Annotated in this window: 16 protein-coding genes; 10 read left to right on the top strand and 6 right to left on the bottom strand. The window is 55.7% G+C overall.

Annotated features, from left to right (window positions below):
* Positions 1-186: 186 nt before the first annotated feature.
* Both ACP7B0_RS20520 and ACP7B0_RS20515 read left to right on the top strand, forming a co-directional pair.
* The gene (locus tag ACP7B0_RS20520; protein ID WP_426143476.1) at positions 187-606 is read left to right on the top strand and encodes a polyribonucleotide nucleotidyltransferase; all 420 of its coding nucleotides are present in this window, start codon (positions 187-189) and stop codon (positions 604-606) included.
* A gap of 20 nt (positions 607-626) precedes the next feature.
* Positions 627-1,526: a cation diffusion facilitator family transporter gene (locus tag ACP7B0_RS20515; RefSeq protein WP_426143475.1), complete on the top strand. Its 900-nt coding sequence runs from the start codon at positions 627-629 to the stop codon at positions 1,524-1,526.
* 3 nt (positions 1,527-1,529) lie between these two features.
* On the opposite strand, the gene ACP7B0_RS20510 is transcribed toward ACP7B0_RS20515, so the two are convergent.
* Positions 1,530-2,633, bottom strand: a complete 1,104-nt coding sequence (locus tag ACP7B0_RS20510) for a DUF6515 family protein (RefSeq protein ID WP_426143473.1) — start codon at positions 2,631-2,633, stop codon at positions 1,530-1,532.
* A 420-nt stretch (positions 2,634-3,053) separates the two neighbouring features.
* Between ACP7B0_RS20510 and ACP7B0_RS20505 the strand changes: the two genes are divergently transcribed.
* Together ACP7B0_RS20505 and ACP7B0_RS20500 are read left to right on the top strand one after the other, a co-directional pair.
* Positions 3,054-3,533: an Lrp/AsnC family transcriptional regulator gene (locus tag ACP7B0_RS20505; protein ID WP_426143472.1), complete on the top strand. Its 480-nt coding sequence runs from the start codon at positions 3,054-3,056 to the stop codon at positions 3,531-3,533.
* A gap of 84 nt (positions 3,534-3,617) precedes the next feature.
* The gene (locus ACP7B0_RS20500; protein WP_426143471.1) at positions 3,618-3,818 is read left to right on the top strand and encodes a DUF2788 domain-containing protein; all 201 of its coding nucleotides are present in this window, start codon (positions 3,618-3,620) and stop codon (positions 3,816-3,818) included.
* 94 nt (positions 3,819-3,912) lie between these two features.
* On the opposite strand, the gene ACP7B0_RS20495 is transcribed toward ACP7B0_RS20500, so the two are convergent.
* Both ACP7B0_RS20495 and ACP7B0_RS20490 read right to left on the bottom strand, forming a co-directional pair.
* Entirely contained in the window at positions 3,913-6,453 is a 2,541-nt protein-coding gene (locus ACP7B0_RS20495; protein ID WP_426143555.1) for a PepSY domain-containing protein, read from the bottom strand.
* 206 nt (positions 6,454-6,659) lie between these two features.
* Complete coding sequence (locus ACP7B0_RS20490) at positions 6,660-8,909, bottom strand: TonB-dependent receptor (RefSeq protein WP_426143470.1); 2,250 nt, start codon at positions 8,907-8,909, stop codon at positions 6,660-6,662.
* Positions 8,910-9,125: 216 nt separating this feature from the next.
* On the opposite strand from ACP7B0_RS20490, the gene ACP7B0_RS20485 reads away from it, so the two are divergent.
* Positions 9,126-9,806 (top strand): Fe2+-dependent dioxygenase, encoded by a 681-nt coding sequence (locus tag ACP7B0_RS20485; protein WP_426143469.1) that lies wholly within the window; start codon positions 9,126-9,128, stop codon positions 9,804-9,806.
* 3 nt (positions 9,807-9,809) lie between these two features.
* On the top strand, positions 9,810-10,619 hold the full coding sequence (locus ACP7B0_RS20480; protein WP_426143467.1) for a tetratricopeptide repeat protein: 810 nt from the start codon (positions 9,810-9,812) through the stop codon (positions 10,617-10,619).
* On the opposite strand, the gene ACP7B0_RS20475 is transcribed toward ACP7B0_RS20480, so the two are convergent.
* Complete coding sequence (locus tag ACP7B0_RS20475; RefSeq protein ID WP_426143466.1) at positions 10,616-11,329, bottom strand: hypothetical protein; 714 nt, start codon at positions 11,327-11,329, stop codon at positions 10,616-10,618. The genes ACP7B0_RS20480 and ACP7B0_RS20475 overlap by 4 nt on opposite strands.
* Positions 11,326-12,489, bottom strand: coding sequence for an alpha-xenorhabdolysin family binary toxin subunit A (locus tag ACP7B0_RS20470; protein WP_426143464.1), 1,164 nt, complete (start codon positions 12,487-12,489; stop codon positions 11,326-11,328). Before ACP7B0_RS20470 ends, ACP7B0_RS20475 begins: the two co-directional genes overlap by 4 nt.
* A gap of 330 nt (positions 12,490-12,819) precedes the next feature.
* On the opposite strand from ACP7B0_RS20470, the gene ACP7B0_RS20465 reads away from it, so the two are divergent.
* Both ACP7B0_RS20465 and ACP7B0_RS20460 read left to right on the top strand, forming a co-directional pair.
* Positions 12,820-14,022, top strand: a complete 1,203-nt coding sequence (locus tag ACP7B0_RS20465) for an alpha-xenorhabdolysin family binary toxin subunit A (RefSeq protein ID WP_426143463.1) — start codon at positions 12,820-12,822, stop codon at positions 14,020-14,022.
* Positions 14,023-14,079: 57 nt separating this feature from the next.
* On the top strand, positions 14,080-15,054 hold the full coding sequence (locus ACP7B0_RS20460) for an alpha-xenorhabdolysin family binary toxin subunit B (protein WP_426143462.1): 975 nt from the start codon (positions 14,080-14,082) through the stop codon (positions 15,052-15,054).
* Positions 15,055-15,128: 74 nt separating this feature from the next.
* Here the strand turns inward: ACP7B0_RS20460 and ACP7B0_RS20455 are convergent, their stop codons facing one another.
* A complete protein-coding gene (locus tag ACP7B0_RS20455) occupies positions 15,129-16,292 on the bottom strand; it encodes a type III PLP-dependent enzyme (protein ID WP_426143461.1) in 1,164 nt (387 codons plus the stop codon).
* Positions 16,293-17,216: 924 nt separating this feature from the next.
* On the opposite strand from ACP7B0_RS20455, the gene ACP7B0_RS20450 reads away from it, so the two are divergent.
* Complete coding sequence (locus ACP7B0_RS20450) at positions 17,217-19,223, top strand: DUF2599 domain-containing protein (RefSeq protein ID WP_426143460.1); 2,007 nt, start codon at positions 17,217-17,219, stop codon at positions 19,221-19,223.
* Between the two features lie 381 nt (positions 19,224-19,604).
* On the top strand, positions 19,605-21,608 hold the full coding sequence (locus ACP7B0_RS20445) for a DUF2599 domain-containing protein (protein WP_426143459.1): 2,004 nt from the start codon (positions 19,605-19,607) through the stop codon (positions 21,606-21,608).
* Positions 21,609-22,141 lie beyond the last annotated feature (533 nt).

The raw sequence follows: 22,141 nt of genomic DNA, 5'->3' as shown, positions 1-22,141 counted from the left end.
TCGCAACCGCAAATTCCCGTTGGAGCGAGGCTTGCCCGCGAATCAGGCGCCTCGCTGGAAAGACAGACCGCCCCTACCGTTTTTTGCCGACAAGCACGCGCCTGAAATGGCTGCGCGATGAAGCAATAGTCATCGCTCTGCGGTCTTTGCCTTGTATAGTTGCCCCCTCACTTCTTGGAGATCGTTATGCGCATTCCTTCCCGTTTTATCGGCGGTGTTCTGGTCGCGACCCTGCTCACCCAAATCACCGCGTGCGGCAGCATTTTTTACCCTGATCGTCGTGGTCAGATTGATGGCAAGATCGATCCGGCCATCGCCGTACTCGACGGCGTTGGCCTGCTGTTCTACCTCATTCCAGGCTTGATCGCCTTTGCCGTGGATTTCGCCACGGGTGCCATTTACTACGCCCCAGGCGAACAGGCGCAGATCGATCCGCAAAAACTGAAACCGGCCATCAACGCTGACGGCAGTGTCGACAACCTCAAGCTGCAAGCCATTCTGGAAACCGAGCTGGGTCGCACCCTGCCACTGAACGACCCCCGCCTGATCCAGCATCGCGGCAGCGTGCAGCAGTTGGCAGCCCTCGGTCTGGTGCCGTCGGCCTGAAGTTGAGCGAAGGAAAAACCATGAGCACCAGCGCCGAACATGCCCGTCTGATGCGACTTGCCACCCGCGCTTCGCTGGCCGTGGCCGCGATACTTATCGTCACCAAAGCGATCGCCTGGTGGTTCAGTGGCTCGGTCAGTCTGCTGGCGGGGCTGACCGACTCATTGCTCGACGGGGCCGCCTCGTTTTTGAACCTGCTGGCCGTGCACTATGCCTTGCGTCCGGCCGATGACGATCACCGTTATGGCCACGGCAAAGCTGAAGCGCTGTCAGGCGTGGCCCAGGCGTTGTTCATCGCAGTCAGTGCATGCCTGATCGCTGTTCAGGCCGTTGAACGCATTCAACATCCACAAGAATTGGGGGCGCCCGGCCTGGGCATTGCCGTGATGTTGCTGTCACTGGCACTGACCGTCGGGCTGTTGATGCTGCAACACAAAGTCGTCAAGGAAACCGGCTCGGCCGCGATTCGCGCCGACTCGCTGCACTATCGCTCGGATTTGTTGCTCAACACGAGCATCCTCGCCGCGCTGGTGCTGGCATGGTTTGGCTGGGCGCAACTGGATGCGTATTTCGGTCTGGGAATTGCGGCGTATATCCTCTGGAGCGCGTTCCAGATTGCCCGGGAAACCGTGGCGGTCTTGATGGACCAGGAATTGCCGCCGGACGTCAGCGCCCACATGCTTGAGCTGGCCTGTGGCGTACCCGGTGTACTGGGCGCGCACGACCTGCGCACGCGCATTTCCGGCAGCCACTGGTTCGTGCAGTTGCATCTGGAGTTGCCGGGGGAGCTGAGTCTGTCAGCAGCGCATACCCTTTCCGATCTGGCCGCCGATGCGATCCACAGCCACTACCCGAAAGCCGAGGTGCTGGTGCACGCCGACCCTCAGGAAGTCGTGCAGCCAGCGACGGTTGAACCTTGAACATCAGTTGATGACGTAGCCCCTGCCCATCAGGCACGCGACCATGGAGCGGCGATACACCTGAATCATCGCCGGGGCAGGTTGATAGCCGGGGTTGGCCGGATCAAAACTGCTTTGATCCACTGACCAGCGATAGCAGTCGTAGCGGTCCTGTTCGATCTGCTCCGGGCTCTGGCCATTGGCCGGATAGGCAACCGGATCGTAAGGACTGCCTTGCCCGATGGGCTGTGCATAACCTGACTGCACAGGCTGCGGCGGCATGGTCACGACGTAGTCTTGCGTGTCGTTCTGGTACAGGTAGTAGGTCCCGGCTGCCAGGAAAAACAGTGTGCTGCCCACCACCACTTCCTGGGAATAGGGAGGCAGACTGCGCACGCGAGCCCCGTAGGGTGGGGTTACCACGACATAGCGCGGGCCGTCCGGACGATACCAATAGCCTTCCGAGTAGAAAAAATCCTGACCGCGATACGGCACACGCGAGTAACCCGGGGGAACGCGGTCGATCACGTAACCCGGTTTATATCGCGGACCGGGGCCCCAACCGTTGCCATGCCCATCAGGGCGGCCTTCCCAACGATCATTCGGCCGGTAATAGCCACCGGCTTGAGGATTGCGGTTATTGCCGTTGTCCTGGTAATAGCCCTGGCGCGGTTGTTGAGTCTGGCGCGACTCGTCGGGACCGCGCTGGATCGGCAGATTGTCCTGGCGCTGCTGCAATTGCTGACGCTCAACCTGACGCTGCTGATTCTGCTGTTCCTGAATCTGGCGCTGCTGGTTTTGCTGTTGCTGGTTCATCAGGCGCTGGTTCTGTTGTTCCTGCTGCCGTTGCTGAACCTGCTGCTGTTGAATCTGCTGCTGTTGCTGGCGCTCTACCTGACGCTGCTGCCCCTGCTGCTGTTGAATCTGCTGCTGTTGCTGACGCTCAACCTGGCGCTGCTGATTCTGTTGCTGCTGGATCTGCTGCTGTGGACGCTGCGGCGGGCGCTGCTGCTCGCCACCGTCATTCTGGTCTCGAGAACCGGGGCCCTGATCTTCAGCCAATGTTTGAGCGCTGATGACCAAGCACAACAGGCTTACACCTGCTACACGCCAGATGCCTGATTTCATTTTTTCCTCACTGGGACCCGGATATACGTAGATAAGACTGCGAGATGGGCGCGTCGTTCGGCGCACTCTATCAGTACGCCATCACTGTCGGACATAATCTGCACACAAGAAAAAGGGGACCTCGCGGTCCCCCTTGGAAGATTCGTCCTGGCTCAGCACTTGTGGCGCTGGCTCACCTCATCCCGTCTTCTGGACAGTATGCAGCCCGGGGGCCTGATCAACCCTGTCGGGCTGGAGGCCGCGGCCGGCCTGATTGGGCGAGCCGCGCTGGACGCTATGTCCGGGCAGTGATTCTGGTTAAAAGAATAGGCCCGAGGCACCGGCAGAGGATTGCTAAAGTTGCTTGATAAAACATGACTTGCGCAATTTTTTACTTGAGATCAATAATTCAGCGCAATTTAACCGGTAAAGGTGATCTTAGTGAGCAAACTTGACAGGTACGACCTGAGTATTTTGGCTGAATTGCAACGTGATGCGCGCATATCCAACCAGGAACTGGCTGAACGCATCGGCCTGTCGCCCTCGCCTTGCTCACGCCGGGTCAAGCAGCTAGAAGATGATGGCTACATCGTCCGGCAAGTCGCCCTGCTGGATCGCAAAAAACTGGGTCTGAACCTGACGGCCTACGTGTTGATCGGCATGGACCGGCATACGCCCGAGCGGTTCGAGAACTTCGAAATGCACATTCGTAATCTGCCGCAAGTGCTTGAGTGCAGCCTGGTCACGGGCATGGATGCCGACTACCAGCTCAAGGTTGTGGTGCCCGACATGGATCACTACCAGAAACTGCTGCTTGGCCACCTCACTCGCATTGAAGGCGTGACCAGCGTCAGGTCGAGTTTCGTACTCAATCAGGTATTGGCCAGTACCGAACTGCCGCTCACTCATCTGCGTAACTGAGCGGCGCGCCATTGGGCCGCATAGGCCGGACTGCCCTGCTCCCGTATAATCGCCGCCCCACTGTTGTTGTGCTGGAGTTAACCGATGGATCCTGCAGTTTTCGAAGAGTGGATGATGACCATCCTGGTCACCATCCTGATCGGGTTTATGGGCTTCATCGTCTGGGACCTGGCCAAGAAATCCAAGGCCGGCAGATTCGGCACCGTCATCCTGTTCTCCGTGCTGGGTCTGGGGGTCATGGCGTTCGTGATCAAGACCGTGGTCATTGCTTATATAGAAAGCTGATCAACGCCCGACCTGCACGCTTGCCCACGCGGCCGTTGATCAGAGAGGCCCCCTGGAAGTGAGGCCGCCTTCAGAACCTCACGCCCTCGTCGACTCAATAAACATCCCTTTTGTACCGACCCTGCTCGATCAGCTCTCCTACCGCTTGCGCGCCGAGGATCTCGATCAATGCCGCGTCGACGCCTGCCGCCATGCCTTCGAGGCTGCCACAGATATAGAGGGCCGCCCCCTGGGAAAGCCAGTTGCGCAGCTCATCCGCCGCTTCACGCAAGCGGTCCTGCACATAGACTTTCTCGGCCTGATCCCTGGAGAACGCCAGGTCCAGACGGGCCAGATCACCGGACGCCAGCCACGCCTGCAATTGCGCGCCGCAATGGAAGTCATACGCCGCATTACGCTCGCCAAACAGCAGCCAGTTACGCGTCTGACCTTGAGCAATACGGGCCTTGAGCAAGCTGCGCAGCCCCGCCAGCCCCGTGCCGTTACCCAGCAGGATGACCGGACGCAAATCGCCTGGCAGATGGAAGCTGCTGTTACGCCGCACCCGAAGGCTGACCGCCTCACCCAACGCCACATGTTCGGTCAGCCAGCCGGAACCCAGGCCAAGACTGCCATCGGGATGCAGTTCCTGGCGCACGATCAGCTCCAGCACGCCGTCCTGGGCAATCGAGGCAATGGAGTATTCACGCATGGCCAGCGGCACCAAGGCATCGATCATGGCCTGCGCATGCAGCCCGACCAGATGCGCCCGGTGTTGCGGCAGTTGACGGCTGGCCAGCGCCACCTCAATGGACTCATCCAGGCCGCCCACCTTGACCGATGTGTCACCCGCGATGCCCAACCCATCGAGAAAATGCCGAATGCCGGCCAGGCTGTTGCGCGGCAGCACTTCCACCAGATCGCCCGCTTCCCAGGTCATCGAAGGCGGCGGGGTCAGGCCCAGCAGAAACACTTTCGATCCGCTGCTGCCAGGGTTCAGGTGCTCGCGCTGGCAGAGCGTCCAGTTGTCATAACTCGGGGCCTGCCACCGCGTCGACGGCGTGCTGCCGGTCAAACGCCCCAACTGTTGCTGCCATTGTTGCAGGGCGGCGGGGTCGGCGCTGTCCACTTCGACAGACTCGAACAGCGTGTTGCCGCCGCGCTCGGCAAGCCAGTCATGCAAGCGTCGGGCGAACCCGCAGAAATGCTGATATTGCCGATCCCCCAGGCCGAGGATGGCGTAATTGAGGTTCCCCAGCGCCATTGGAGCGCCCAACAGCTTGCGCTCGAACCCTCGGGCGCTGTCGGGGGCTTCGCCGTCACCAAAGGTGCTGACCACGAACAGCGCGTTGCGGCTCAGGCTCAAATCCTGCTCGGTCAGATCCGCCAGCCGTTGCACGTTCACCGGCACGCCGGCCGCCTGCATCTGTCCGGCGGTTTGCCAGGCCAGTTGCTCGGCAAAACCACTCTGACTGGCAAACCCGATCAGCCAGGCAGGTGTGTCGCTCGTCGTCTGGCTGGCCGACACACCCCCACGCGCATTACGCACTTCGCGTTTTTTACGGCGGCGATCCAGGTACAGCAGCCACCCGGTAATAAAGAACAACGGCATCATCAGCGCTGCGACGGTCATGATGATGCGCCCCACAAGACCGAAGTAACTGCCCACGTGCAATGCGTAATTGCTGATCAGCAATTGCGCGCCCAGGCTTTTTTCGGCGTAGCGGGAAACTTCGCTGACCTTCCCGGTGGCCGGATCGAGGGTGATCGCGTTCAAGGCGCGGGGGTGCGGCGAGTCTTTGAGCAGATAAAAAATGGTCGCTTGCTGACCTGCAACATTCGGCAGACGAATGTTGTAGCCGGCCAGATCGGGACCGGCAGCGGTCTTGATGCTGTTCCACACCGCCACATAGTCGACAGTCGGCAACGGGCCTTGCGGCGCGCCTTTACCGGGACGTCCGCCACCCCCTTTGCGCTGTTCACCCGCCGGCGCGTCACCCAGCAAGCGGTCCATGCCGTTTTTGACCCAGTCATACGACCAGGTCAGCCCGGTGATCGCGAATAATAGATAGAAGAGCAGGCACCAGGTGCCGAACACTGAGTGCAGGTCCCAGTTGAAACTGCGGCCTTTCTTCGCCCAGTCCAGCGTCAGCCAGACTCGCCAGTTCAGCGGCTTGCGCGGCCAGCGCAGGTAAAGGCCGGATAAACAGAAGAACACCAGAATCAGCGTACAGGCGGCCGTGACTTGTTTGCCGTACTCACCCAGCGCCAGATAGCGATGCAGCTTGAGGACGAAATCGAAGAACGCCGCGCCCGTGGCGTCGGGCTTCAGGTCGCCAGTGTACGGATCGAAATTGCGCATCGGCCCGCGCCGCTCACCCGGTGCGGGGGTGAAATACACTTGCGCGGCTTTGTTGCCCACGGTTTCAACCCGCAGGATTGCCACGACGAGCCCGGTGGCGGACTCAAGCTTGCGCACCAGTTCAACGGGCGGCAACTGCTCGCCACGCGGTTCGACGTACAAGGCATCGGGATTGGTCCACTCGAGGATTTCATCCTCGAAGGAGTAAATCGCCCCGGTGATACCCATCAGGGCCAACACCAGACCGGCCGTGATTCCGAAGAACCAGTGGACTTGAAACAGGACCTTCTTCAACACCCTTGCCACCTCGTGCTCATTCATCCGCTGCGCCGCGCAGTATGCGCCAGACGGAAAACATTCTCATTTGCTGTGTGATTAGGGACTTCGTCGGAACGCCGCCCGCTCGCTCCAACAGATTCAGGGAATCTCTCCCAGGTGTTCCCACACAGCCAAAAGCCCCGCTCACCAGAACGGCCAGCAGGGCTTGGTCTTCACGTTGTTTAAAAGTGGAAGTTGGCGCTCATCAATGCGGTACGGCCAGCGGCCATGTGCGCGTAGTGGGTGGTGAACACCTGATCGTAGTAACGCTTGTCCGTCAGGTTTTGCAGGTTCAGTTGCAGGTCGACATTCTTGGTCAAAGCGTAACTCGCCATGGCGTCGTAACGCCAGTATGAGGGCACTTCGACCGAGTTGGCTTCGTTACCGAAACGCGAATCCACAAAGGTTGCGCCTCCACCGATGGTCAGCTTGGGAACCAGTTCGTAGGTCGACCAGAGGTTGAAGCTGTTACGCGGCGTGTTCGGCATGTGATTGCCGTCGTTGGTGGACGCCGAAGTCTTGACCAGCTCGCTTTCCATGTAGGTGTAGCCGCCGTAGACCTTCCACTTGCTGGTGATCTTGCCGGAGTAGGTGAGCTCAAGACCATTCACGCGAGCCTCCCCGTCCAGCACCTGGAACGTGGCGTTATCAGGATCGGTCATGCGTGCGTTGGTTTTCTCCGTGCGGAACAGCGCGGCGGTCAGCGACAGGTCATCGCCAAAGAAGTCCCACTTGGTGCCCAGCTCGTAATTGCGGTTCTTTTCCGGATCGAGGTTGGCGTTGTTGGCCGCGATGTCCAGGCCACCGTTGCCGCTGGTTTCACCGGACGGGTTGCTGGAGGTCGACCATGCCGCATACACCGTGCCGTTAGGCAGCGGCTTGAAGACCAGACCCACCTGGTAATTCCACAACTGGCTGGTGTTTTCGCGCTTGAAACTGCCCGCCGTAGTGTTGCGGCCTGCGGTGGCGTAGCCGCTGGACTTGACCTCATAGTCGTCGTAGCGCAGGCCCAGGTTCAGGGACCACTGATCATTGAACTTCAGGGTGTCGAACACGTACGCAGCGCTGGTCTTGGTGTCGGTATCGGTGTAGGCCTGACTGTCGGTGATGGTGCCGTTCCACGCGTCTTTCGGCGTCGGGTCGTACAGGCTGGTGCAATCACCGGAGCGGATCAATGCCGCCGAGCAAGCGCTGGGGATGGCGCCGCCCGACGCGTTCAGCACGTTGTAATTGCGGTTGTGCGTGTCCTGATAACTGAACTCGATGCCGGTCACGAGGCTGTGACTGATGAAGCCGGTGTCAAACTTTGCACTCAGGTCGGTCTGGTTAACGAAGCCGCTGGAAGTCGAGTTGCGGCTTTTGGCCGAGCGCGAAACGGTGCCGTTGGCGACGTTGCCACGGCTGTCGTCCGGGTTGGTCACGATGTAGTCCAGCGTCGAACGGGACATACGGAAACTGTTGGACAGGGTCAGGTTGTCGTTCAGGTCGTGTTCGATCCGGAACGTGCCGCTGTCGTTTTTGCTCTTGCGATAGTCACGGTCGGTCAAGCCATAGAAATTGCTTTCGTTGACGTTGGCAGGCTTGTCGACAATGTATTTGCTGCGACCCGCAGTCGAGGTCAACGGAATGCCGTAGTCCGGCATGTCGTCCGTTTCCAGATGGTAGTAATCGAGTTTGACGCGGGTGTCCGTCCCCAGGCCGAAGGCGAAGGATGGCGCCACGCCCCAGCGGCTCACGTCGACGTTATCGCGACCGGCCACGTTCGCGTCGTGTTTCACCAGATTCAGGCGGAACGCCGATGTGTCGGTAAGCTGCTGGTTGAGGTCAGCGGTGTAGCGCTGGGTCTGGTCGGAGCCAAAGGTGTAGCCGCCGTTATAGGCATTGCCCAGATGCGCGCCCTTGGTGATCAGGTTCAGGCTGCCGCCGGTAGAACCTGCACCCGTGAACGCCGAACCCGGTCCCTTGCTGATTTCCACCGATTCAACGTTGAAGATTTCCCGGCTTTGCGCCGCCACGTCACGCATGCCGTCGACAAAGACGTCACTCTCGGCGCTGAAACCGCGAATGATCGGCCGGTCTGCCGCCGGGTTACCGCCCTCGCCTGCGCCAAACGTAATACCGGGTGTGGTGCGCAAGGCGTCAGCCAGGCTGGTGGCGGCGGTGTCGCGAATCACCTGTTGCGGGATGACCGTGACGCTCTTGGGCGTCTCGCGCAGTGGCGCGGTGTACTTTTTGGAGGCCGATTCTTCAGTCTTGTAGCTCGCGTCCTGCTCGCCAGTGATGCTGGTTGCGCCCAGCGAAATGGCGTTCTCATCGCTGCTTTCAGCGGCGTGAGCCAAGTGGCCGGCTGACATGGCAGCAATAGCAACGCCCACTGCCGAAGCGAGCGAACGTGGCTGAACAGCACCGGATTGTAGTGATTGACGCGACATGTTGAATCCTTCCCCAAGGTGTTAAGGCCGCGGAATATAGGGTAAACAGGATTTTGTAGCAATTGAGATACATTGCCATTCGAGAAGAATTTACATTCTTTACATTTTTAATTTACAAAATTTTCATCTTCGTTGACATAGGTCGCCGTTGAGGGTTTTACACAGGCAATAAGAATCACTACCATTCGCCACCTTTTCTCCACACGGTGCTGCGCCATGCTTCTACACATCCCCGGCTTGTTCGACCGTGACGAGGTGGCGCGCATCCGTCAGGCCCTGCAAACCGCAGACTGGGCCGACGGCAAGATCACCGCGGGCTACCAATCGGCCAAGGCCAAGCACAACCTGCAACTGCCCGAAGGCCACCCGCTGGCCCTGGAAATCGCCACGGCCATGCTGGAACGCTTGTGGGTCAATCCACTGTTCATGTCCGCGGCGCTGCCTCACAAGGTGTTCCCGCCGCTGTTCAATTGCTACACCGCCGGGGGCAGTTTTGATTTTCATATCGACAATGCCGTGCGGCAGTCCAGGGGCAGCATTGAGCGCGTGCGCACGGACTTGTCCAGCACAGTGTTCTTCAGTGACCCGGACGAATACGACGGCGGCGAACTGGAAATCCAGGACACCTACGGCGTCCAGCGGGTCAAGCTCCCGGCAGGCGACATGGTGCTGTACCCCGGCACCAGTCTGCACAAGGTCAACGCGGTGACTCGGGGCGCCCGTTACGCTTCATTTTTCTGGACCCAAAGCCTGGTGCGTGAAGACAGCCAGCGCACCCTGCTGTTCGAGATGGACAACGCCATTCAAAAGCTGACTCAGGACGTACCTGACCATCCCTCCCTGATCCAGTTGACCGGCACTTACCACAACCTGCTGCGCCGCTGGGTCGAGGTCTGATTCGTGACCTGGAATCTGCAACGCAAGGAAGTACTCGACGGCGATCAATTGCGCGCCATGCTGGCCGAACATCCGGCCAAAGCGGCTCAGGCGATCATTGGCGCGGCCGCCGACAACCTCGTCGAAGCGCAAGCGTTGCTGGGGCAGATTCTGCTGGACGGCAGAGGCATCGAACGGGACCCGAAACTGGCGCTGACCTGGTTCGACATCGCCGCCCGCAAGGGTCACTTGATGGCGCGCAACATGATGGGCCGTTGTTTTGAACACGGCTGGGGTTGCAGCGCCGATCCCGCCAGAGCCGCCGCCCACTATGAACAGGCCGCCAAAGCCGGTCTGGACTGGAGCCTCTACAATCTGGGCAACCTGCTGGCCACCGGGCGCGGCGTTGCGCAGGACCAGAAGCGCGCCTTGCAGTGCTATCGCCGCGCCGCGCAACTGGGCCATGCCAAATCCATGAACCTGCTGGGGCGTTATCTGGAAGATGGCGTGTTCTGCCAACAAGACCTGCCCGCCGCTTATGACTGGTATCGCCGTTCGGCCGAAGGCGGGGATTTTCGCGGGCAGTTCAGTCATGCCGCCGTCCTGGCTGATCACGGCATGACTGATGAAGCGCTTGTCTGGCTGCAGCTGGCCCTGAAAAACGGCAATCTGAATTTTCTGCGGGTCAGTCGTACCCTGCTGCTGTCCTCGGCTCACCCGCCAATCAAGGCACTGGCCTTGGATTACCATCGGCGGGCGGCAGAACTGGGGGACGAAAGTGACAGCGCACAACTGCGATCAATGGAAATTCAGGTATCAACCCGTCAGCGTTAGCTTATCCAGCGCTTGCGCAAATTACGAAGATAGGCAACCAGGACGTCCGAATGGCGCAGGAAGTCTTCGGCACGCTGAATGACGTTCGGGCTGCCCTCCAGCACATGGTCGAAAAAGTAACTCACGGCAAAAACGATTTTGCTGACTTCGTGCACGTATCCCGCTCGGGAGGTGTGCACTTCCAGAACCCCGCGAAACTCGTCGAGGCAATCCCGGACTCGCTGCGCTTCTGCGCCCGTAGCCGTTTCAAGTCGGGTCTGCAACTCAGCTATCGGCGCGAGGGCATCATCGATGGACGATGTTTCGAGGGACATGAGACTCGTATCCAGCGCGTGGAGGTGGGTCCTGACCAAAGCAACTGCGTCCAGCAACAGATTGGACATTTCTTCCTGATACTGCAGGACAGCCGCACTTTGCTCGGTAGTCCTTTGGGGCTTGGCCAGCGAGAGAATGGCTTGCCTATAAGAAGTCATGTCGAGGGTACTCAGGCTTGTGTCGACTTTGATGATCAACGTCATGACAGCCGTGTCCACGGCGTCCACCTTTTCCAGTATCGCCTGTAACTGCTGTTTCAAGGACGGCCAGTACAGTTCACCCCGAGTGCTGGCGAGCCGGATCATGTCACGCCGGGTTTTCTCAAGCACTTCGATATCCGGCAACGGACACGCATCAGGTAATTTTTCCGGCACAACGCCATTGGCGAGCATCATTGCTCCACCTCCGCGACCGCATGGTTAAAGGCTGTCAGCAAATCCTGGCTGTGTTTCCTGATCTCGGCCCAACACTGGATCATCGCCTTAATCCGGGCGACGAAAACCACCAGATAAACAGCGTCGTCCATATGGCTGAGGCGCCGGGCAGAACCGTCGATATAGGCCAGGATCTGTATCCAGAGGCTTTCCAGATTGGAGGCCCCCGAAGCGGCAGCGCTCATGCGCACACCAAGATCCTGAACATCGGTTTGCAGGCTGAGTAACGCAGCTATCAGTGCATGGCTATAGCGAATCTCTTTCTGCACCTCGCGCTTGCGCGCCAGTAGCGCTTCCAGTTGCACTTGCGGCGAAGCTTCGACGCCCGGAACGAACAAACTCCCGGCAAACAACAGCAGGCTCCACTGCCGCTCAAGGAAATCCTCGAAACTGTCGGCTTGCTGCTGGATCTGGCGATTGAGTTCGTCCAGCTCCTGATTCAATTCGACAAGAGCCCTGTCCTTGCGATGACGCTGCATCAGGGTCAGCGTCAAGCCAACAGCAGGCGCGATGCGGGTTTTCAATTCAGTCTTGAACGAGGTTATTCCGGAGCTGACCTGGGTTGTGGTGCGGCTGCATTCGCGAATGACAATGCGCATGTCTTCCACCAGCGCAAGCAGCGTCGGCGTGCGGCTTTTATCCCGTGAGGTCAATGCCATGCGCGGATAACTCGCCATATCCACCGCATCGACATCACCGACCACGCCTATCGCGCTCTGGAAACCCTCCAGACCTTCGATAAAGGTAATGAGCGTCTGCCCGCTGTTCCCCAACGCGTCGGAAAACACCACCAGGTTCGAGCCAACCGTCTTCATACCCCTCTCGATTTCGGGCCAGCCGTAAGCGTGGCGTTTAACTGACTGGTGCAGGTTCTGCATTTCCGTCGGTTCCAGGCCCGCGACGCCGGCAACTTCATAACCGAGGAATTTCTTCACCTGATCGAGTTCGCAAGGCAACTCCAACGCAGACGCGACATAGCGTTTGATGGCCCTGACATCCGTATCCGTCACGATAAGACCCGGTGCTCGACCTGCTGAAGTGTCGTGGAGGGTGCGGGTATTTATATAGTGCATACTTATTTCGTTGAGTCTTTCAACCGTGAGTTCATCGTGGGGCAGCATCTTATTATCCTTGAATAGAAAGCGTCGCCGAGCGGGCCTGCTCTGGCCGAGCCCGGGCGTCAATGATTATATTTCAGAAACAACCGCAGCTTACTTATCACCCGTTGATGAAGAGCACTATCATCTTACCTACAACTTACTCTTAAACGGGGACCACGAAAATTCAACGCTGCTAAAACTCCGACAAGTGAGTAACTTTCCTACAAAACACGTCACCTTTGTTCGCTAACACTGCCTCGACCGGCGTGTTATTTTTTCATGGAGTTTTCAACAAATCGCCAACTACCTGAACGCCGTGACAGTTGGCCACCCCAATAAAGGACTGTATAAATGCTGAACTTGAAAGACTATAACGAGCAGGCTATCTCACTGGAAGACGGGCTCGAACAGCCTATCGAGAATGTCCTTAAAATCGACGTCGCCGAAGCCATACAAACCTACGTTGAGGTCTCATCGGGGCTCCAAGCCAAAACCACTCGCTCCAGCGGTTTTTTTATTGCCCAGCAAGATATCGGAAAGGTCAAGGAATTCACTCACTATGCTGCCGCACTGCCCATTGACCTGAATCAGGTAAAACAGTATCTGGGCTACGACAGCAGTGGAATACCCGGCCTTGAACCCGTCGATGTGCAGGCATTGCATAAAGAGGCGCAAGGTCTTGCCGATTTCTGGAGCGACATTGAAACCCGGATGAAAAATGTAGCGGCTGACCTGATCGTATTCTCCGTCAACCTGGAAACCACTGGCAAAGAGGTGATTAACATTATAAAAAAACTCGGTGGCTATCAGGATTACAGCACTCAGCTGGGTGATGTCGAAGCTGCACAACTTCCGGACATAAAACTCATCGATAACGATCATAAAAGTATTCCGGGCCTGCTCGCATTGTCGGAAGAACTCCTTGATATTGTTAAAGACTACAAACGGAAAGCGACCGACGTCAAGCAACGCACCGAATACTTCCTGGTGGGCATTACCGAGTTGAAAGATAAGGTTTCCAGCGCCCTCCAGGCCCTGGCCAACCACAACCTTGGCGGGGAACTCGCCGAAAAGATCGAGCAACTCCAACGCCTCAATAAGGAGATTGACGAACTGAGTGGGTCCTATAAAGCCTATAGTAGATACAAATGGGTTGGCGCCTGGTGGGGCCCGGCAGGCCTGGCGATCAGCATGAGTATTTACGGCCCGGAAGCAGCGAAAACCCGGAAAGATCGGGACACCGCCATAGACAAGAAAAAACAACTGGACCATGAGGTTAAAAGGCTCGACCACGTCATAGGTTCGCTTATCGACTTTCAGACCAAATTGCAGCTGCTTGAAGTGCTATCCATGGAGGCCATCAGTGGCGCAAAGAATATCGAAGACATCTGGCTATTGATCAATAGCTACATCATCGCTTCCATGACACAGATGAAAAAAAACACGAATGCGACCACCCTTTTTATATTTGAAAAACGCCTGATTGCCCTAATGGGACACTGGACCAAAATAAGCGAAGAAGCCGGTAAAATTATCGGCCGCACGGCTGACTGATTTTTACACGTACCCCCTGATTCTCAACTTAATCTCTTTATAGCGCGAAATAAAATCATGAACATTCACCCGATCACGACCTCGTTTACCCCTATTGCGCCGGATACCGCCAGCCTTACATCAGGCAAAGTCAATCTGGACAAGCTGTATTCAAAGCTGGACAAGCTGTACCTTCAGCCGTTACAGGAACAAGTCAACACCTTAAAACAGCAGCAAAGGCGCGTCGATAACGGCTTACGCGATCTATTGGTAACCGTCCCCGTAGAGCTTAGTCTGGACGACATCAAAAGATTGATGGCCGAGGTGAGTTCCAATCCTGATGGCAGGGACTTGTATATCGCCGAAATAACCGAGATCGTTGCCGACAGCCTGGACTGCCTGGCCAATAAAGTAACTGAGTTCGGCATTCAACTGGACCTGCTCAAAAACTCGGCGCTGAGCGATGTCAGTGGCTACATCGAAACCAATGAACAACAGCGCCAGATACAACACACTGCATGCCAGGCTCTGGAAGCCGCCGTCGCAGCTATGAACGCGGACAAAGAGGCCATGAATAAAGCCATGCGCGTCACGGAAGACAAGACCCTCTGGGATGAGTGGTTGCCGCTGGTTCGAGGCATCGCTCGCCTGGACCCTAAAAACCCTACCCGATCACTTATGCAAGCCGCTGTTACAGGCGTGACCAACATCCTGCGAATTGCCAGCGAGTCGGTGACTTACTCTAATCTGGTCGAAGCCAGAAAAGTATTACAAAGCCGGATCGACGACCATTACCAACGTATTGCCCACTCTAAAACCCAGATTGAGACGCTGGCCCGCCAACAGTCACAGCTGGATAATTTCCAGGCCCTCGCCCCCCATAAAACCGGTTACCAGGTAGAAGTCGAGAAAGTCTCGACTACGCTGACTTCGTTTCAGAGCATTCATAACCAGATGGCCCAAGGCGACCCACTTGAACGCGCCAGAAGCTACACCGTGCAAGGCGAGGCGCTGTCGCGTTATTTGCAAGACATTCTCAACAAATCCCGCTAACACCCAAGCCAAGCCAATGTTCCACACATAAAAAACCCGCGATCACTCGCGGGTTTTTTATTCAGCCGTGACGCTTAAACGTAAAACGATTTCAGCGGCGGGAAGCCGTTGAATTCAACAGCGCTGTAGCTGGTGGTGTACGCGCCGGTGGACAGCCAGTACAGGCGGTCACCGATGGCCAGGTTCAGCGGCAGGCCGTACTTGTAGTTCTCGTACATGATGTCGGCGCTGTCACAGGTCGGCCCGGCGATGACCACTTCTTCCATCTCGCCTTTTTTCTCGGTCCAGATCGGGAACTTGATAGCCTCGTCCATGGTTTCGATCAGGCCGGAAAACTTGCCCACATCCGTGTACACCCAACGCTCCACGGCGGTACGGGATTTACGGGCAACCAACACCACTTCGCTGACCAGGATGCCAGCGTTGGCGATCAGCGAACGGCCCGGCTCCAGGATGATTTCCGGCAGGTCATCACCAAAGTCTTCCTTCAGGAAGCGGATGATTTCTTCAGCGTAAGTTTCCAGGCTGTTGGTGCGGGTGATGTAGTTGGCCGGGAAGCCACCGCCCATGTTGATCAGCTTGAGTACGATGCCGTCTTCTTCTTTCAGGCGCTCGAAGATCACTTTGACCTTGGCAATCGCGGCGTCCCAGACGCTGATGTCACGCTGTTGCGAACCGACGTGGAACGAGATGCCGTAAGGCACCAGGCCCAGGTCCCGGGCGAGGATCAGCAGGTCCATGGCCATGTCGGTCTGGCAGCCGAATTTACGCGACAAAGGCCAGTCCGCCGTGGTCGAGCCTTCGGTGAGGATGCGCACATAAACTTTCGAACCCGGTGCGGCCTTGGCGATGTTACGCAGGTCGGCTTCTGAGTCGGTGGAAAACAGGCGCACGCCTTTATCGTAGAAGTAGCGGATGTCCTTGGATTTCTTGATGGTGTTGCCGTAGCTGATGCGGTCGGCGCTGACACCGCGTTCCATGACCTTGTCCAGCTCATAGATAGAAGCGATGTCGAAGCTGGAGCCTTTTTCCTTGAGCAGGTCGATGATTTCGACCGCCGGGTTGGCTTTGACCGCGTAGTAGATCTTGGCGAAGTCGAAGCCTGCACGCAGGTCATCGTAAGCCTTGCTGATCATCGCCGTATCGATGACCACGAATGGGGTTTCTTGCGTGTCGGCAAACGCCTTCATTTTGTTGAAGGTGTCGCGCTGGAAATAGTCTTCGACCTGAATCGGCATGCGGAAACTCCTGATGGCAAACTGCATTAATCAATGGGTGCAAGGCCGTGTAACTCATCACACGTCCCACGAACGCCCTCCGTATCCCCACTTTGGTTCGCCTACTTCCCAAGGCCGGTCGCCGAAAGCAAAAAGACCATAGGATGCGTTGAGCACATTCCCTATGGCCTTGCTGTCTCGTCGTCAGTACTTGAGCCGGATGGATCGTTTCCAGCATGGACGTTCGGCGCGAACTTTAGGACCTGAGAGGTTTGAGATCAACAAAAAATGTCGCATTTTTGCCCGTTTTTGCCTGACGGGCGCTCAAGCTCGTTCCTACACCCGTAGTAACGGACCTGTGTGACAGGATGATGTTCATTCTGAAGGTGATTTAGCGACGAGCAGACTGCTACTGCTCGCAGATCTGTAGGACCGGTTTTAACCGGAAGGGCATGGGCTCTGACGACACGACCGCCGCGAATGAACGGCCTTCCCCGGCAAAAGCGGAGTGCCGGTCGGTTCTACACTACATGCTCGTCCGTCAATTCAGTCACTTCTGCGTTGATTGATAAAAGCGGCCGACGGCTGCAAGCCACCAGACAGCAGGCGTATTTCTGCAGCCTTTGTTAGTTTGTGCCAAAGCCTGAATTTTCGGCACCACAGGGCAAATTTTAAACAGAAGTAAAAAAAACGGCGATAAAGATTTTAATTTAAATCGCCACTCAGAACATTAAGTGTCGATATACGCCGCGACCGTTTATCCCCCACTGTCACTTATGACAGGTTTATTTTTCTGCGGCGCCCCTTACCCTCTAACAGTCCCTCCCATAAAGGCTTGCCTTCCAAGAGGAGCAGGACATGACTGGGCGGATATTAAACTCGACGAACCTATTATGTAACTGCCCTTTCATTTATGTATTCAGGAGTTTCACGCAGGAAATAAAGATGAACACCACCACTTTATCAGCAACGCTCACTGCCTGTTTAGGTTTGGTTTTTATATCGCCTCTCTCTATAGCCGATTCCGGAAGCGAAACCGCCGCATTGATGACCCACTACTATAATGATACCCGACCCTATTGCCAAAGCACCTCGGCCCCGGCCTTCATGTGCTCAGGCATTATGTTAAGGGCTACCGTACCGGCCTCCACCTATCACTCGTGGAACCCTAGCCCCCGGAGCGTCTCCAACGGAGGCGTATCATTTTCATACCTAAGAGCCGACGCCTCATTTTCAAAGCTGGCGTATGGGCACAATAACGGCTTCACGTTATTCCCCTACAACTACGCATCGAAAAACGCTATCCAACCTGAAGTACTTTGTGCTTTCCCCATAGATGCCATAACTAACCAACGTATTAATCAGGGCTGCGGAGACAGCCTGCTCACTAACGAAATAGAGGATTACTGCCAAACGCAGGGAATAATCAACGCAGAATCCTGGCGAGACGCATTTGTCGTCGCAAACCAAAACCGATCAAGGCAATGCGCTTTTGATGTTCACGACAATCTCAACACAAAAGGGGCCGCGTCTTTTTTCGAAATGATCCGCGCCACCGGGCTTTCTGAGACGCAGCCTTCTAGTACCCAAAATGAATTGCGGCTGGCGACATGGGAACAGAATCAACCCTTACCGATTCAGTCGTTTTTTTACACTGCAGATGGCCTGGCGGATGCCCAGGCTGATCAAATCGACTGGTTCAACACCAACGGCGCTTACGTCCCAGTCATCGCTCTCACGCTTCCCTCCGAGGCTGCGCAAACTCAATTCACCTATCATCCGGAGGATCAAGCAGTTTGCGAAAACTACATTGATCGCGCAGCGTGGGTTAGACGTCCTGACTCCCACCTCAAACGAGATGTCTGGACCCTGGAAGTCACGCCTACGCAATGTGGAAGGAAAATCCAGGAAAACCAGACCAAAGCTGCCTATGCAGAACTGGAAAAAAAATTTAGCGCAGCACCTGAATGGAATGAAGAAAACGGCGGTGCAATGCAAGGGCAACTGATGTGCCATCTGGTACTTTCCAGAAACAAGCCGACCTGGGATCTGGAGCCGTTCCGACCCAACGCTAGTCCACAAGAGTTTCTGGACGCTGACTGCAACCCAACGTTGGCAGCCAGTGCCAGTGCAGAAGCAACGATCGGGACAGAAACTGCCAAAGCGATGACGGCTTACTACAATGACATCCGATCAAACTGTGGTGCCTCCTCAGCGCCTGCTTTCCTGTGTTCAGGCGTCATCATGCGGGCAACTGTCCCCTCAACCAGTTATCACTCCTGGAACCCAAGCCCCGCCAGCAAAGCCAGCGGTGGAGTATCGTTCTCGTATCTGAGGGCCGACGCAAAGTTTTCAAGATTGGCCTTCGGGCTTAAAAATGGTTTTACCTTCTTTCCTTATAGCGTCGCCCCAGTGGATTCTGTAAAGCCGGAAGTGCTCTGTGCATATCCTTTCGACGCAGGCACTGGCTCGAGAACCAATCAAGGTTGTGGTGATCATTCAAGAACCGAGGAGATTGAAAACTACTGTCATGAGTCAAATATCACAACGGCAGAGAGCTGGCGCGACAACTTCGTTGCGAACAACAACGGCTTTTGGAAACAATGCGCATTCGATGTTCGCGATGCGCGCAACGTTGAAGGCGCAAAAGGTTTTTATGAGAGTCTGAAAGCCAGGAATCTGTTGCCTGATATAGCGGTTAAAGAACACAACGAGCTAAGACTGAAAACATGGTCTGATAATATTCCAGACAAGCTGCCCATCCAGTCTTTTTTCTATTTTGGTGATGGTCTGACTGGAGCCCAAGCAGATCAAATAGACTGGTTTAAAACGACTGGAAAATTTCTGCCCATCATCGAAATCCAACCGCCTGCCCTCCTCTCTGATGAAGTACGGTTTCTTTTCAACGAGAAGGACCAGGCCGTGTGTGCACGTTGTCAGCAGCCGATGTAAATAAAAAGCAACTTAGGGTCGCATGAGGTGTACCTGCGGAAGCCTGTGCTTCATTTCCGCAGGCACGCCTCTGTTCCAAGAAGCAAGCAAGGGCAAACACAGCAAGACCCAGTCAGACAATTGGCGATCACTCACCGAAGTAAAATAGCTTCATGGAATAAAAATAGGACAACTAAAAACATGCCCACTCGTCGCCCACTGTCATTTATGACAGGTTCATTTTTTTCCACCGCCCCTTATTCTGTACTGACTCTACCCGGAGCAAATTCACCCTCCAATTTGAGTAAGGTCTGATCGGACAACCATTAACTTCTGCATAAATGCTGTTACTCCCGGCTGCCCGCTCTCTTATAAACGTCTACATATTCAAGGTAGATCGACATGAAAACGAACACCTCAATAGCCGTATGGGCCATAGGTTTTTGCTCAATTTCAATATCATCATTATGCGCTGCGGGCGTAGGGGCTGACACTTCAGCGGCGATGACCAAGTACTATAACGACGTCCGCCCTTATTGCCAAAGCTCGTCAGCTCCGGCCTTTATGTGTTCTGGCATTTTACTAAGAGCTACCGTTCCCAGTCCCAATTATCACTCCTGGAACCCAAGCCCCGCCAGCGTCGCCAGCGGGGGCGTTTCATTTTCATATCTGCGAGCCGACGCAACATTCTCTAAACTTGCTTATGGGCATAATAACGGATTCACATTGACCCCCTATAATTACGCGCCCGAGGGAACTATTGAACCCGATATACTGTGCTCATTCCCCGTCGACGCCACCACCAACCAACGACTGGACAAGGGGTGTGGCGACAGTACCAATACTGTAGAGCCGGAGAATTACTGCCAGGTACTGGGAATAACAACTGCAGAACTATGGCAAAACGCCTATTTCTCAGCAAATAAAAACAATAATCGGCAATGCGGGTTTGACGTTCGTGACTCTCTGAACACCAAAGGTGCTCAGTCTTTTTACGAGTCTCTGCGCGCCATGTCTCTGATCAAGCCGCTACCAGCGTCGACCCAGAATGAATTACGCCTCGCCACCTGGGCTCAGAATGCCCCGTTGCCCATTCAGTCTTTTTTCTACACCACCGATGGTCTGGCTGATGCCCAGGCAGATCAGGCCGACTGGTTCAGTACCAACGGCACCTATGTGCCGATCATCGCCATCACACTTCCGGCCACTGCGGCATCGACAGCGCAATTTAATTATTTTGAAGGTGATCAGACAGTCTGCGAAACCTATATTCAGAGCGGTTCCTGGGTAAAGCGCCATGACCCCGGTATTAACAAAGAGGCATGGACGCTGGAAGTCACCCCGACCCAATGCGGCAGACAGATCAAGGATAACCAGACTAGCGCGGCATACGCAGAGCTTGTGCAAAAATATGGCAACGCGCCGCAATGGAATGAGGAAAATGGTGGCGGCATGCGCCGGCAGTTGGTATGCCATTACATAATCGCAAGGAATAAACCGACTTGGAATCTGGAGCCTTTTCGGCCAGATGTCACCAATCGAGAGTCGATTGATGCAGGTTGCAATCCCGTCCCATCAGCGAGCGTGAGTGCCAACGACTCCTTTGGAATGGCAACGGCTAATGCGATGTCCATGTACTATGCCGACACCCGCCCGAACTGCGGCTCATCTTCATCGCCAGCATTTATGTGCTCTGGAATCTTGATGAGAGGCACTGAGTCATCGCCTGCTTTTCACGCGTGGAATCCTAGCCCAAGTAGCAAACGATCAGGAGGTGTTTCGTTCTCCTACCTTCGGGCTGACGCCCCCTCTATCGAACTGCTCTGGCCGAACGGCTTCACTTTCTTCCCTTATAACTTCGCACCAGATGGTGCTGTTGAACCCGAAGTGTTGTGTTCATTTCCTATGGATGCTGACACGCTTGGTCGTCTCGATAGCGGGTGCGGGGATATCGCCCATACTCCCCTCATAGAAAAAACATGTCAAGAACACGGGGTTACGACTGCGGAAGGTTGGAAGACCCTTTTGGACAGTGGCATACACTGTGGATTCGACGTCCGCGATGCGCGTGATATTGAAGGCGCCAAGGCATTCTATGAAAGTCTACGTGCCAGGCAGTTGCCTATCGTTGGACCCGACTTTCATTCGCACTGGAACGAGCTGATGCTTGCGACATGGCCGGATAACATCCCTTATCAGCTCCCAATACAGGCATTCTTCTACGTCCCACCTGGCGCCGCGCCGTTGCGCGCAGCGCAAGATGGTTTACTTGGAGCGCAATCAGATCAACAGGACTGGTACAACACCACAGGAAAATTCTTACCCATTATTGCAGTTACGTTACCAACGGCTGCAGAGCCAACAGCGAAATTCGTCTACAACAAAACCGACCAAGTAGTTTTTTGAGCGGCAACTACAGGTACGCAATCTGTTTGTATTGATCAGTCAAAAAAACACGAAGGGCATTTTGTGATCATGCTGATCGTGAGATGGCTATTAACTGTGGAAGTGAGTTAAATACAGCTCAATAACTATGGAAGCGCATTCATTCGCGAACGGTTCGGGAGGAAGAGGCATTGCCTGACGCACCGATTTTCGCGAATGAATTCGCCCCCATAGGTTCTCTGGGATAATAAATCCCGCGATGCCATATAATTTGCGCCCGTGAATGTCCCAAACTCGGATACCCCGCCATTGATTCCTGAGGGACTTTCCGAGGATCACGTTTCAGCGTCTAGCGCCAGCAGTCATGCGCGGCTGACTGGGTGATGGCACAGGAATAACCAATCAAACCGTCCCTCCCCAAGGATAGTCTGTAGGCGTCATAACCCTCTGCGCCCTCGGTATTCCTACCTAGGTTCGCCCGCTTCCCATGGCCGGTCGCCGAAAGCAAAAAGACCATAGGATGCGGTCAACACATTCTCTATGGCCTTGTCTAC

Origin of the sequence: Pseudomonas sp. DWP3-1-2, from assembly GCF_049896285.1 — a bacterium.
Taxonomy (GTDB): domain Bacteria; phylum Pseudomonadota; class Gammaproteobacteria; order Pseudomonadales; family Pseudomonadaceae; genus Aquipseudomonas.
This window is presented reverse-complemented; position numbering and strand designations above follow the sequence as displayed.

Excerpts from the sequence above, each read along its gene's own strand:
- ACP7B0_RS20490 (WP_426143470.1), bottom strand. The coding sequence starts at position 8,909 with ATGTCGCGTCAATCACTACAATCCGGTGCTGTTCAGCCACGTTCGCTC.
- ACP7B0_RS20465 (WP_426143463.1), top strand. The coding sequence starts at position 12,820 with ATGCTGAACTTGAAAGACTATAACGAGCAGGCTATCTCACTGGAAGAC.
- ACP7B0_RS20500 (WP_426143471.1), top strand. The coding sequence starts at position 3,618 with ATGGATCCTGCAGTTTTCGAAGAGTGGATGATGACCATCCTGGTCACC.
- ACP7B0_RS20475 (WP_426143466.1), bottom strand. The coding sequence starts at position 11,329 with ATGATGCTCGCCAATGGCGTTGTGCCGGAAAAATTACCTGATGCGTGT.
- ACP7B0_RS20470 (WP_426143464.1), bottom strand. The coding sequence starts at position 12,489 with ATGCTGCCCCACGATGAACTCACGGTTGAAAGACTCAACGAAATAAGT.
- ACP7B0_RS20515 (WP_426143475.1), top strand. The coding sequence starts at position 627 with ATGAGCACCAGCGCCGAACATGCCCGTCTGATGCGACTTGCCACCCGC.
- ACP7B0_RS20510 (WP_426143473.1), bottom strand. The coding sequence starts at position 2,633 with ATGAAATCAGGCATCTGGCGTGTAGCAGGTGTAAGCCTGTTGTGCTTG.
- ACP7B0_RS20455 (WP_426143461.1), bottom strand. The coding sequence starts at position 16,292 with ATGCCGATTCAGGTCGAAGACTATTTCCAGCGCGACACCTTCAACAAA.
- ACP7B0_RS20485 (WP_426143469.1), top strand. The coding sequence starts at position 9,126 with ATGCTTCTACACATCCCCGGCTTGTTCGACCGTGACGAGGTGGCGCGC.
- ACP7B0_RS20460 (WP_426143462.1), top strand. The coding sequence starts at position 14,080 with ATGAACATTCACCCGATCACGACCTCGTTTACCCCTATTGCGCCGGAT.
- ACP7B0_RS20520 (WP_426143476.1), top strand. The coding sequence starts at position 187 with ATGCGCATTCCTTCCCGTTTTATCGGCGGTGTTCTGGTCGCGACCCTG.
- ACP7B0_RS20450 (WP_426143460.1), top strand. The coding sequence starts at position 17,217 with ATGAACACCACCACTTTATCAGCAACGCTCACTGCCTGTTTAGGTTTG.
- ACP7B0_RS20445 (WP_426143459.1), top strand. The coding sequence starts at position 19,605 with ATGAAAACGAACACCTCAATAGCCGTATGGGCCATAGGTTTTTGCTCA.